At 38.7% G+C, this 12,209-nt stretch carries 12 protein-coding genes and 2 pseudogenes; 7 read left to right on the top strand and 7 right to left on the bottom strand.

What is annotated here, in order from left to right:
• The 4 genes from ABRT01_RS14060 to ABRT01_RS14045 all read left to right on the top strand — a co-directional run.
• A partial coding sequence (locus ABRT01_RS14060) for a hypothetical protein (protein WP_483308158.1) occupies positions 1-188 on the top strand: 188 nt, incomplete at its 5' end.
• A gap of 54 nt (positions 189-242) precedes the next feature.
• A complete protein-coding gene (locus ABRT01_RS14055) occupies positions 243-887 on the top strand; it encodes a hypothetical protein (RefSeq protein ID WP_367748017.1) in 645 nt (214 codons plus the stop codon).
• Positions 888-934: 47 nt separating this feature from the next.
• A complete protein-coding gene (locus ABRT01_RS14050; protein ID WP_367748015.1) occupies positions 935-1,729 on the top strand; it encodes a hypothetical protein in 795 nt (264 codons plus the stop codon).
• A gap of 368 nt (positions 1,730-2,097) precedes the next feature.
• On the top strand, positions 2,098-2,421 hold the full coding sequence (locus tag ABRT01_RS14045) for a DUF4011 domain-containing protein (RefSeq protein ID WP_269411260.1): 324 nt from the start codon (positions 2,098-2,100) through the stop codon (positions 2,419-2,421).
• A 283-nt stretch (positions 2,422-2,704) separates the two neighbouring features.
• Here ABRT01_RS14045 and ABRT01_RS14040 read toward each other — a convergent pair whose 3' ends face one another.
• The 3 genes and pseudogenes from ABRT01_RS14040 to ABRT01_RS14030 all read right to left on the bottom strand — a co-directional run bounded on the left by ABRT01_RS14040 (position 2,705) and on the right by ABRT01_RS14030 (position 4,786).
• The gene (locus ABRT01_RS14040; RefSeq protein WP_269411261.1) at positions 2,705-2,881 is read right to left on the bottom strand and encodes a hypothetical protein; all 177 of its coding nucleotides are present in this window, start codon (positions 2,879-2,881) and stop codon (positions 2,705-2,707) included.
• Positions 2,882-3,077: 196 nt separating this feature from the next.
• Positions 3,078-3,629 (bottom strand): annotated as a pseudogene (locus ABRT01_RS14035) (M48 family metallopeptidase).
• 824 nt (positions 3,630-4,453) lie between these two features.
• Complete coding sequence (locus ABRT01_RS14030; RefSeq protein ID WP_367748010.1) at positions 4,454-4,786, bottom strand: zinc-ribbon domain-containing protein; 333 nt, start codon at positions 4,784-4,786, stop codon at positions 4,454-4,456.
• Between the two features lie 870 nt (positions 4,787-5,656).
• On the opposite strand from ABRT01_RS14030, the gene ABRT01_RS14025 reads away from it, so the two are divergent.
• Positions 5,657-6,676, top strand: a complete 1,020-nt coding sequence (locus tag ABRT01_RS14025; RefSeq protein ID WP_269411264.1) for a hypothetical protein — start codon at positions 5,657-5,659, stop codon at positions 6,674-6,676.
• A gap of 179 nt (positions 6,677-6,855) precedes the next feature.
• On the opposite strand, the pseudogene ABRT01_RS14020 reads toward ABRT01_RS14025, so the two are convergent.
• The 4 genes and pseudogenes from ABRT01_RS14020 to ABRT01_RS14005 form a co-directional block, all read right to left on the bottom strand.
• Positions 6,856-7,026, bottom strand: a pseudogene (locus ABRT01_RS14020) (GyrI-like domain-containing protein); the annotation flags it as partial.
• Positions 7,027-7,225: 199 nt separating this feature from the next.
• Positions 7,226-7,966 (bottom strand): type I methionyl aminopeptidase, encoded by a 741-nt coding sequence (map, locus tag ABRT01_RS14015; RefSeq protein ID WP_269411265.1) that lies wholly within the window; start codon positions 7,964-7,966, stop codon positions 7,226-7,228.
• Between the two features lie 301 nt (positions 7,967-8,267).
• Positions 8,268-9,173: a CPBP family intramembrane glutamic endopeptidase gene (locus ABRT01_RS14010; protein WP_269411266.1), complete on the bottom strand. Its 906-nt coding sequence runs from the start codon at positions 9,171-9,173 to the stop codon at positions 8,268-8,270.
• 82 nt (positions 9,174-9,255) lie between these two features.
• Positions 9,256-10,674, bottom strand: coding sequence for an aspartate ammonia-lyase (locus ABRT01_RS14005; protein WP_269411267.1), 1,419 nt, complete (start codon positions 10,672-10,674; stop codon positions 9,256-9,258).
• Positions 10,675-10,963: 289 nt separating this feature from the next.
• Between ABRT01_RS14005 and queC the strand changes: the two genes are divergently transcribed.
• Positions 10,964-11,614 carry a 7-cyano-7-deazaguanine synthase QueC gene (gene queC, locus ABRT01_RS14000; protein WP_269411268.1) on the top strand — a complete coding sequence of 217 codons (651 nt, stop codon included), beginning with the start codon at positions 10,964-10,966 and terminating at the stop codon, positions 11,612-11,614.
• Complete coding sequence (locus tag ABRT01_RS13995; RefSeq protein WP_269411269.1) at positions 11,607-12,194, top strand: VUT family protein; 588 nt, start codon at positions 11,607-11,609, stop codon at positions 12,192-12,194. The genes queC and ABRT01_RS13995 overlap by 8 nt, the downstream gene beginning before the upstream one ends.
• Positions 12,195-12,209: the final 15 nt, after the last annotated feature.

Genomic DNA, 12,209 nt, shown 5'->3' with positions numbered 1-12,209 from the left:
ATTTATTTAGCACCATTACCATATTTACCTATCAATATCAACCATTGGTTTTGGTGTTGACCCTAAATTATAATGTGCAAGTTAATCTACAAAAATTACCCCTTATTTTTAATAAACCGATTACCATCATTTTTGTGTTTATATTGGCAATGCAGTTTATTATTGCGGGTACTATTTTTACGTATTAGGGTATAGCTTATAGGCTAGAGGTTATATGTAGCAGATGGGGATGGAAGCGATAAATGGTGACGAAATTAAAATCGGGAGGAAAAGAAAGCAAGAGGTTCTCTTTAAAGAATGGATTTAAATTTTTCTTAAACGCAAATATATTGTTGTTTGTCATCGTGATGTTGTTTGTAATAAATAAAAATAGTTGGCCCGAAGATGAATTGACAGGGGTATATGTATTTTTATTCGTTTTTGCGGAACCTGCAAGCATTTTACTATCGATTATTTCTTGTTTTAGCCCCGATAAAATGGCGTTCCCGAGAAAAATGAAATGGAGTCATTCGAAAGAGGAATGGATTGGATTCGGTATAGCAGTTGTGGGATTATCACTATTTTCGCTTATTTTCTTGGGAGCTGGAGTTCCTTGGCCAAGTACGATTGTTTTTTTGATGTTAATGACGAATGCTATGTTTGCGCTATACTCTATTCTTTTCCATCCGATTACAATCGGATTATACCGGGCAAATGTATATGATAAGAAAGAAACGATAGCTGACTACATCTTTAAATATATCGCCATATGCTTTTCGGGTGTTAATTACTATATTCAACTCACCTTATTAAGGCTTCCGTTGTTAATAAATAAACTTTTTGCGATCGTGTTTGCCTTAATCTTAATTTGGCAGGCGTTCACAGTCATTGGTGTATTTAATTTATGATATGTTATTGTCTGGAAAATGATAGTTTCACTAAAAGGAGGTTCCCCATGTTACAAACACAACAAATCAATCTAACCATCAATGAAATGGTTGCTGCACTTTCTCTTTGTGGTTACGATAAAATGGCAGGTCAGATTTTGAACGAGCAGGAACTGATAAAAAATGAATCGGAATTTAACCGTTTTGTTCAGGAAACGGAAACGAAACTCAGGCAAAAGGGATATTGGGATGATAATAGGGAAACCGGCATTGCCAAGGGTTTGGAGGATTTACTTTATCTGCTTGTACATGCCAAGAAAAAGATTCGCTGTATCAATATGCGAAAGCATCGTGTATTGCTCATCCATTTGCTTAATAAAAAGCATTCACTGGTACAGGAAGTGAAGGGCGGGGAGCATGCCTTTTCCTTTTACAAGAATAACGACGGCTTTTATGATATTCTCCGCGAACACTTTGGTATGCGGGATACGGAAACGGATATAAATGGTTGGCAGCCAATTCAGATGACGGATGAGCTGATCGATGAGTTACATACATCGGAGCCCGAACTGTTACTGACGATGAAACAGGATGAAAATCAGGCAATGGCATTACGTGACTTTGCTGGCGACTTTTTACGGAATGGACAGGAATTTGATAACATATCCTTCATGAAGTCTGATTATGTAAAGGACCAGTCGGAGTTTGATGACATTCAGTTTTTGCTTCCAGGTAATAATTTTGTCTGGCATATGAATTACGAGAACGTCGAAGAAAATCATCAGGTAATTCTTGAGCCGATTCCGGTAAAAACGTATTTTGAGGAGATAGAACGTGTTCTAACCGACTTTTTCAATGAATAGCTTCACCCATGCTTATGAATTTACAAAGGAAACCCAGTTAATAGGGTTCCTTTGTTTTTGTAAGGGATGAAGCAGAGTTCCCTTAAAAAACCTGGAATCATATGAATAGCCAGTTTATTAACTTTCAATAACAGGCAATAACACGTTACAATAGTACCAAAGAATTATTGTCAAACTAGATGATCAAATGAAAGACAAAATGATGATACTTAAAGTTCGTTTAAATGATTTAAGTAAAAAGAATCGCTCGATACGTATGCTTAAAAGGTATGATAAATGGTCTTTTGATTTAACTGCAATCAAACAAATAGATAAGGATCCGCAATCTATAACTGGATGCCATCATTGCCAAAAAAGGTAAAACGGAATTGTTAGAGCAAGATGTCAACAATAATGAATCTCTTATTATCTCTGCAAAATTGACATCTTTATTTAGAAATCTCAAGTCGATTGAAGAAGAAACCGGCTTGTATGATTTATACATAGAATATCCTTTTTTAAGCGACAAAATGTTGGATGGCACCTACATTCGAGCACCATTATTTTTGCACCCCGTCGAATTAATTCGTAATAAAAAGCATGGAATCCAGTGGGAACTTGCGTATGATACAGATTCAGAATCCATGTTAAATCGTTCGCTTTTCTTGGCGATACAGAAAATGAGTAATCTGCATGTGCGGGGAAATTTATGATGAAGCGCAAGAAAAAGCGTTCCTAAAATCCTTGTATGAAAATCTGTCTATATATGTAATAAATATATTTTTGATGAGGTGCATAATGGAGAAACAAGTTACGGACAGTGATGCTAGGAAGTTCAACTGCTTGATCGTCTTTTTAGCAGCAGCGGCGCTAATCCTTACGTACTAAATGAAGAGTGTAAAGCGAAATCCCTAATGTAACAAATGAAATGATTAAGGCTATTCATATCATAATCCTACCTCTTTTTCTTGTGTATTTTACATATTCATTATATACTTATGGTGGAGAGAAAATTAATCCTCTCCGGGTCTTAGTCTTTAGGCTTTTTCTTCTGTCGCAAGCAGATTGAAAGTCCTTTTCCTTTTTACGATTTGATAAAATGACAACGGTTAAATTAATAACAGCAATTGTCAAGTTTGTCGCTGTCGTAAACAGGGCTAAAACTTCTGCCACATCTACTTACCCCCCTTTCTCTTCGGGGGATATTTGTATTACATCATTACGGTTCTATTAAAACATTCATATTCGTAAAAAGGGTGTGAATAATATTAACTATCTCTCAAATGAAAACTTGACGTGCGAATAGAGTCATGTCTCATTTAATGATCATTGATACAATGCAACTCCATGCCATGAACACGTAACCATTCTATTTGTCTTTCATAATCTGGTAAGACCGACTTAACCGTTTGCCAAACTTTTGACTGCGCTCGAAAATGACCAGATGTGCTAGCTCATGTACGATCACATAATCCATGACACGAATTGGCGCCATGATAATACGCCAATTGATCCATATGTTACCTTCTGGAGTGCAGGTTCCCCATCGTTTGTGCTGTGTTTTGAAACGAATGGATGATGGCTCTACGCCTAATAGTTGCTGGTAGTAGCTGGCGCGTTTTATAAGCTTTTATAGCCATAGTGATGATACCATGTAATGATTTGTTTTTCCAATTGTGCTTGAACCTTGCCCTGGGACCATGTTTTTGGAACGGTAGCAATAAACTTATCCAATCGTGGCTGTATCTGTATCCGCACGATTCACCTTTAATCGATAATGACGGTCAAGATAAGGGAACTTCTCACCATTTACAAATTCTTTCGGCTGGACCATCGTTTGGACCTCATTTATTTCTTCAAGTTTTTCATGTATCCATTTTGCTTTTTGTTCGATTAATTTTTTGATTTTGTCATCTGTCATCTTATCTGGTGCGTATACTACCACACCATTTACAAGGTCTATGGATATTTTGGCGTCTTTGCGGGTTTGTCTGTGCAGATTGTAATGGATAATCGTGGTTCCATATTTGATGCTAGGCATGTTTTCCCCCTACCTTCTATATTTATTTTACATAGGTGAGAGGGTTTGGGCAATTTTTTATTAGAAAACAATATTAGAAGGCGGAAGAAAATCCTTTATCCATAAATAGGAAACCAATAAAAACCGTAGTCAATTTTATAATCTAAGTTGCACAAAAAGACTAAAAACAGTAGTCTACAAGGAACAACTGAGTGACTATGAATCAGCGGTGATTATTTTGGCCGACTATAATGATACCGGGAAAATGAAAGGATATTGCACGGTGTCCCGATCGGAATAAAATCCCCCATGCTTTGTCAAATATGTTAAAACTTTATGAGTTCAAAGATTTATCAGGATTTTATCTCAAGAAGGGTTGCTACGTTGGTTCAGCGGCTGAAACAAACGAGGCAATTATTCTTGGAAAACTAAACATCTATGAATTATTTTTGGAGCAACTGGGGGATAGACCATTTTTCGTTCCTGTGAAAAATCCGTACCATCCCACATATATCGCGGCAGGCCTGCTACAGGAATCACTGCCTACTTTAATTTATCATGTTGCGACTGTTTAAAGTCACCGAAAGTATAGACTTTTAAAAGCTGACGATTTTCATTAACGAACAGACAATTAAAGAAACTATCAACTTGCATATAGGTTGATAGTTAGCTTCTTTTTTCAATTCACATGGATTTTTTCAATGATCCTAAGTCAAACCACACATTTATGAAACCGACATTCCAATCAACATGCCAAGAATTGCTCCGGCGACTGACAGTACCATTAGAATAATCCCATGTGTTTCTTTACCATGTTTGCGAACCAGGTACCCCATGATAAACGCTCCGGCGCCAAAGAGAATTGGAATAAACAAAATTGAAATGGCAAAGAATACCCACCCTAAAACGACAAACACAGTTCCCTCTTTCTTATTTGTACCACTGAGATCAGCCGTAGCTGGTATGCTAGCATCTGAACCGTTTGCCAGGTTCGCACCGCATGATGAGCAGAAGTTTTCATCAGGATCTGTCTTCATTCCACAATTAGGACAATACACAACAACACTCCCCATCAATCAATACTTGTTAAGTCAAACCGTTGTAGGCACTCATTCATATTGTATTGCAAGAACCCTGTGGTCAGTGTATTTAATATCCATTGTTATAATAAGTTTGCGAAACAATTCTCACTAAATAATTCTATGTGCAAAGGAATAACTTATTCCATGTACTTAACGATATTTAGGAACATGCCAAACGTTTATATTAAGAATAAACAGCAACTCAAATGAAAAACAAAAGTATCTTCCATTTCCATGGATATTATCTATAGCAAATGTAGATAAGTATGAACACAGTACTTGCACTGTATCACTTTTTATTTAAAAGCTGGAGGTGAACATGCAGTATCTAATGAACAAGAGGATTTATAAGATGAAAAGATAGCATTGGAATGAAAACCGACTGCAGCCTTCAGACGAGCATTCCAAGGAAGAGGTTTATTATATGTCTTTTCCTAGTATGGGATCTGCTGAACAGGTGCATGCAATTTACTAGTATTGTTTGTTATAATAGTCAAAAATGAATATCTTTTTGATAGCCATAACTTCCAGAATAGAGGTGTAGTTATGGTGCCTATTTCGGTAGGTGAATTTATAAAAAACACGGTAAACAACGAACGAGGAAATGGTAAAGCAACTGTACGGTGGGATAGTAGATAAGTATACGGCAACATACTTATCGAAAATGGCTGTGGTGTGCTAACTGTTCCGGAAAATCAACTGGAAGATTTCAATGAGCGGTTGTCAACATTCTATAAAACCAATGATTATAGCAAGATGGATCAGTTTCTATATGATAAGTGTTTGTTTGGTATTGATTATGCTTAAATTAAGATCATTTTTTTACCAGCGTTTTGGAGGTACAACATGAAAGTAAATGAATTGCGAGTAAAACTAAAGGATAAAAAGAAAGCTGAAATAGAACAACTTTTTGTAGAAGTGTATAAACAAATCCCCAAGAAGGTACGTGAGGGAAAGGAAATTGATCAGCTGATTAACAATCCGGATGCATTTAAAAAAGCAAGAAAAAACACAAAGCAATCAACGAAAAACCTTGATTTCACAAATGTTGACAAGGAAGTAAGATTATTTATTAAAAACGCGTATGATCAAAATTATTTTACCCCAAATCGGATGATACCGAAAAAGGAACGTTCTAATTGGCGATTCACCGCTAAACGACTAGTTAATCAGTTAATGGAGCTTTCCGGTCAGGAAGAACATGTAAAAGCATGTACATCGTTAATGGAAGAGTTATACAAGTTATTTTGCTACGCTTCTGGTCATTATGTTTTCACCAGTCAAGAGCCTTTTTACACAATAAATAGCTCACAACGCCAATTTTTTAAACAGGTTGTCATGATGAAAAAGCGGGTAGATGAACCAAGGGAATGGATTCATGATTCATTACGGTTGATGTTGGATAATGGAACTGACCATGATACACCAAGTGAATTTTTATCTGAAGCTTTATTGGAAGCACTAACAAATGCCCCGCTGAAAGAAGAGGCGGTTAAAATAGCTGACAACCTGCTTCAAGAAAAAGAAGCGACAGTAAGAAAGATTAATGTTCATCATAAAGAAGCCGAGAATTATGATAAAGAGGATTACATTAATCATTTAGTGGAAACCATTTTTATGATCCAAAGCGCTTTGGGCGAATATCAGGCAGCAGTCAGGTACTTTAACAAACATTATATAGAATCAATTACCAGAGAGATTAGGCTTTATGTTTTGCTTCGTTTGGTTATGCGTTATCAGCGTGTAGAGGATTGGATGAGCGTGTACGAAAAGGCGATCAAAAGAAGAATTAACCCAAGAGATTCACTTAAAAAAGCCTATGAACATATCAAACGTACCGGGGAATTTCCGAGGTTTATTGGCTAATATATCATAGATTACTATGAAATGTTATCTTCGCCTGAATTGTGGACCCCACGGATGATCAGGCAGTGAGTTATGGGAAATTTTTAATGAAAGATGAAAGATTTCTTTTAAATAAAAAGATTGAGGTAATCACCAGCAAGCAGTGGATTCAATATGTAATCCACTGCTTATACAGGTTCCTATTTTACAGGGATCCAGATTTCTGAATATAAATCAGGACTGGATGGATTTTCATCTAAATATACCTCTAGTTCTGGTGTTCCTGCATGTTTGTAACCACTTGAAGGAAACCATTCTGAAAAAATTTGTTTCCATGTTTTTGGCATAGCACCGTGAACCTCAAATATTGCCCTGCTGCCTGTAATGATTCAACCCACGTCAGTCACTCACTCCTTACTTAAATCCTAACGGGGCATCACCTATTATTCCTGTCTTCTTGTGCTTTTCACGGACAGTTTATTTTGTTAAGACACTGTTTCGTTCCATTAACTGGTCCTTTTCTTAAATAAGTTACTAATCCTTATTCCATCCTATGTGGTATTAGTGTTCTTACAATGTAGTAATAATCGGTCCTTCCTTGGTAAGGATAATCGTATGTTCATATTGAGCCACATAGCTTTCATTGGTCAAGAAGGTCCATCCATCTTCGGATTGAAAAACTTCTTCCTCAAATGTAGAGATAAAAGGCTCAAAGGCAATTACCATACCATCTTTTAAAATTTCGTCATCCCAGCGGGAGAAGTAATTGAAAATATGTTTCGGTTCTTCATGAATCGAACGCCCAACACCATGTCCAGTAAGATTTTTTATGATTGTTAAACCATGCTGATTCGCTACATTGTGTACGGCTTTACCGAGCGCACCTTTTTTCGAGCCTGGTTTTGCCTTCTTAAGTCCAGCATCGAATGCTTCTTTAGCAACGTCACATATCTTCTGTAAAATTCCCTCTCCCTTCCCAACTACAAAGGAAATTCCAGTATCTGCAAAATAGCCGTTTTTTGAACCTGAAACATCAATATTCACAAGGTCCCCTTCTTGAATGGTCCGTCTACTTGGAATCCCGTGTGCTACCTCTTCATTTATGCTAATGCACGTATATCCAGGAAAATCGTATTCTCCTTTTGGGGCAGATTGAGCTCCAGCTTTTTCAAACATCTCTTTCGCAATTTTATCGAGTTCCTTTGTGGTAATTCCAGATTTCGTACCATTAACTAATTCATCCCTTATCGTTCCACAAATTTCACCAATTTCTTTTAATCCATTAAAATCCTCTTCAGTCTTTGCAATCATCGTGTATCCTCACTTTTTAAATTGGTATTCGTATGAAGCAGAAAAGGATAGTTTTTTTAATCCTTTTCTGCTTTGTTAATTATCCTATGTTCCTGGTACCATTTCCCTGCTCACGATAACATAAAATATTCGCAGTCAGCCTATATGTGCCTATATATTTTTCATTTGAAAAGAGCCTCTATATAAACCGCCAATAGCAATAATTATGCTCCCATCATTAGATAAACCGAATATAATTCTCCCGATTGGCTAATCATATCCTCGAATTTTGTCGTGTTTTGTCGAATATCAATTGTGCAACTCAACCTGTAAACAGTGTTCCTTTCTGTGCCTGTCGTTTTTTCGTATAGAAGTAGGTGAAGAAAAACGTAATCACAATGAGCAATGTTGCCATGAGCCCACCTTCTATGCCGAACGATCCGCCTGTAATCAGGTTGTTTCCACCGTCAATGTCAACCTGATATAAGCTGTGTGGAGGAAGCCCGCTCACGGCAAAGCCATACACGGCACCCTGGAAGAAATTCCACGTCATATGGAAACCAATCGGCAGCATCAGACTCTTTGTTGTCTCGAACATATAGGCAAACAGGATGCCGACAAGGACAATGTTGATAATACCGATGATGCTCACATTCGGATTCGTAATATGGGCAACTCCAAAGACAATGGCCGATATTAAATAGGTGAGCCATCGTTTATTGTGCCGTTCAATCATTGTTTGCATCACGTAACCGCGAAAAAACATTTCTTCAAAGAAACCGGTCAAAATAAAAACTACTGCAAAGGCGAGTGTGTAATAGCTGAATTGTGGGTTCGCCAGCGCATTAACCAACGTGATTTGTTTTGTCATAAGCAAAAGAAAGAAAATTACCGTCATCACTCCGGCACCAAGCAACAGGCCGAACACCATATCGGACATAGGCCCTTGAATCCGGAGTTTTTTCGGCGATTTCTTATTAATGAACCGGAAGACAGCAAGGGTGGCCACGATGCCGCCGAGTGTTCCGGCACCTTGTGTCAGAACGAAGAACAAAGGACGCATATCACCTGATTCAAGAGAGAGCACCGCCTGCCCTTTGGAAATATCGATTGTCGATGCCAATAATATGCCGGGAAATGAGAAAATTCCTTGTCCGACAAAGACCATCAGGAGTGCGAATGCGATAAGCCAACCTGATCGTACTTGACCAAATTTATTTTTAAACATAAGGTATCGTCCCTTCGTTGAGCACTTAAAACAAAGGTAACCGGCTTCTAGCATGATGCACAACCAGTTACCCTTTATTTCCCTATTTATTTACCGTCAAATATCGACTTCCTGCAATACCTGGACTGGTCATCTCACGTGGGTCCAGTATGGTGTCCAGCTCTTTGTCTGACAATAGATCGTGCGCCTTGCAGATTTCTTTGATCGTTAACCCGGTTTCGACTGACTGTTTGACCACTTTTGCCGCCGTTTCATAACCCAAATGCGGATTCAGAGCTGTGATGATGCCATAGCTTTCTTCTACATATTCGCGGCACCGCTCGACATTGGCTTCCATTCCGCTGACTGCATAACGTGTAAATACGTCCAATCCATTGTTCATGATTTTCAATGACTGTAGCAGGTTAAAAATAATAACGGGACCCATCACATTTAATTCGAACTGACCAGCTTCCGAGGCCATGCAGATTGACTGGTCATTGCCTGCGACTTGAAACGCAACCTGATTCACGACTTCAATCATGACGGGGTTCACCTTGCCCGGCATAATGGAAGACCCGGGTTGCCGCGTTGGCAGATTAATTTCCCGAAAACCTGTCATCGGACCGGACGCCATCAAGCGAATATCATTGCAAATTTTGGACATGTTCATTGCCGACACTTTTAATGCCGATGATAAACTCGTATATCCATCCGTATTCTGTGTTCCATCCACCAAATTCTTTGCCGCGTGTAATTTTACACCAAGCTGTGCAGATAACTGTGCCGTTACCTTTTCAATGTATTCAGGCTTGGCATTCAGGCCTGTCCCAACGGCTGTAGCGCCCATATTAACCGTCAGCAATTCATTCGCTGCCTGTTTAATCCTTCTAATATCCCGGCTGACGACTTCAGAATAAGCACCGAATTCCTGACCCAATCGAATAGGAACGGCGTCTTGAAGATGCGTCCGTCCCATTTTCAAAACATCCTGGAATTCATTTTCTTTCTGAATCAGCTCTTTCTTTAATGTCGTCATGGTAGCAATCAATTCTTCTGCCATACGGAACGATGCTATTTTTATCGCAGTTGGTATCGTATCATTCGTGGATTGGGACATGTTTACATGCGTATTTGGGGAACAGAAGTCATAATCTCCTTTATCCCGTTCCGATATTTCCAAAACACGATTGGCCAAAACTTCATTCATATTCATATTAATGGAAGTACCTGCCCCACCCTGAATGGAATCAACGACGAATTGGTCCAGATGTTTTCCTGCGATCACTTCATCCGCGGCTTTCACAATAAGGTTTCCAATTGTTTCCGGCAACATACCTGTAGACATATTGGCTGATGCCGCCGCTTTTTTTACCTCCGCAAGAGCGAGAACCAGCTCTTTATGAACAGGTATTCCGGTAATTGGAAAATTCTCCATGGCTCGTACAGTTTGCACCCCATAATAAACATCTTCCGGTACCTTCTTCATTCCTAAACTATCTTTTTCCAGCCTAGTGCGCATGTGGTGATGCTCCTTTTTATCTATCATATTTAGTTGTATATTTAGAAGGCGCTTTCCTAAAAGTAAACTAGCTGTCTTCTTCAAACATGGAAAGATTAACGCAAAAGGATTGGAATGTCAACAGAAACCGGTGCCTGTTACTTTCCGAATGATACGTTGTCAAATAAGCGGGGCTTTTTTACCGGACTTTTTGAACATCCTCTTAAAAGTGGCCGGTATTTCATATATACTGTTATGCAGAGGGTTCGAAACCATCCCCTCTTTAATAAAAACTAGGAGGAATTAAAAAATGGAAAAAGCAGTAGTAGTATTTAGTGGCGGGCAAGATTCAACTACATGTCTTCTATGGGCACTGGAGGAGTTTGATGAAGTTGAAGCCGTCACTTTTTTGTATGGGCAAAGGAACATCTCGGAACTTGATTCAGCAGAGAAAATTGCCAAAGATCTAGGGGTCAAACAAACAGTATTGGATATGAGTTTACTCCATCAGCTAACTGAAAATGCCATGACCAGAAAAGATGTGGAAATCGATGAGAGTGGTAAGGTGCCGAATACATTTGTCGATGGGAGGAATCATATTTTTCTATCCTTTGCGGCTATTTATGCGAAGCGTATCGGTGCAAGTCATATTATCACAGGCGTAAGTGAGACAGATTTTAGCGGATATCCGGATTGTCGTAACGATTTCATCCAGTCATTAAATCAGACGCTAAATCTTGCAATGGACTACCATTTTGACATTCATACCCCATTAATGTGGAAAAATAAAGCAGAAACATGGGAAATGGCAGATAGAATGGGAAGATTGGAATACATCAGAGCGAATACGACAACGTGTTATAACGGAGTAATAGGTGACGGGTGCGGCGAATGTCCCTCCTGTAAGTTGAGAAAGCAAGGTCTGGATGCTTATTTGGCGGCAGGGTATGAACATGTATAGAGTACTCATCTACTTACTATCTATTGTACTTGCAAACGTCATTACAGCCAAATTTGCTCCGCTTGATTTAGGTGTATTCATCATACCTTATGGCACATTGTTTATCGGATTGACGCTTGTCATGCGTGATATGGTTCAGAATAGATATGGCAGAGCAAAAACGTACATGTGGATTGTTGTTGCGCTAGCATTGTCGGCAGTTACCAGTCATCTGCTTGGTGATGCTTTATGGGTTGTATTCGCCTCAACCTTAAGTTTTATCATATCCGAAACAACAGACACAGAAATATATACACGTTTTAAAATTCCATTTGTAAAGCGTGTGATGTATTCCGGAGTTGTCGCTGGATTTCTTGATTCCTCCGTGTTTGTCATAATCGGAATAGGTCCTTTGGGGCTTGGGTACGTTCCTTGGGCTTTGGTTCCTTATGCTGTAGCAGGACAATGGGTTGCAAAAGCACTCATGCAATTCATTGTCGCAGGAGGAATACGGCATTTCGTTATTAAAATGGGAATATATGAACCTAATATAACAAATTTTGATCATGCAAAAACACCGGAAATACGGACAGTGCGATAGATGGAAACAGAACAG

This window comes from Lentibacillus sp. L22, assembly GCF_040812445.1.
GTDB lineage: Bacteria > Bacillota > Bacilli > Bacillales > Amphibacillaceae > Lentibacillus_C > Lentibacillus_C daqui.
Note: the sequence above shows the minus strand (reverse complement) of the source record. Positions and strands in the feature narration are given on the sequence as shown.

Coding starts and splice junctions, on each gene's coding strand:
- ABRT01_RS14050 (WP_367748015.1), top strand. CDS start 935: ATGTTACAAACACAACAAATCAATCTAACCATCAATGAAATGGTTGCT.
- ABRT01_RS14055 (WP_367748017.1), top strand. CDS start 243: ATGGTGACGAAATTAAAATCGGGAGGAAAAGAAAGCAAGAGGTTCTCT.
- ABRT01_RS13995 (WP_269411269.1), top strand. CDS start 11,607: ATGTATAGAGTACTCATCTACTTACTATCTATTGTACTTGCAAACGTC.
- ABRT01_RS14010 (WP_269411266.1), bottom strand. CDS start 9,173: ATGTTTAAAAATAAATTTGGTCAAGTACGATCAGGTTGGCTTATCGCA.
- map (WP_269411265.1), bottom strand. CDS start 7,966: ATGATTGCAAAGACTGAAGAGGATTTTAATGGATTAAAAGAAATTGGT.
- ABRT01_RS14005 (WP_269411267.1), bottom strand. CDS start 10,674: ATGCGCACTAGGCTGGAAAAAGATAGTTTAGGAATGAAGAAGGTACCG.
- ABRT01_RS14025 (WP_269411264.1), top strand. CDS start 5,657: ATGAAAGTAAATGAATTGCGAGTAAAACTAAAGGATAAAAAGAAAGCT.
- queC (WP_269411268.1), top strand. CDS start 10,964: ATGGAAAAAGCAGTAGTAGTATTTAGTGGCGGGCAAGATTCAACTACA.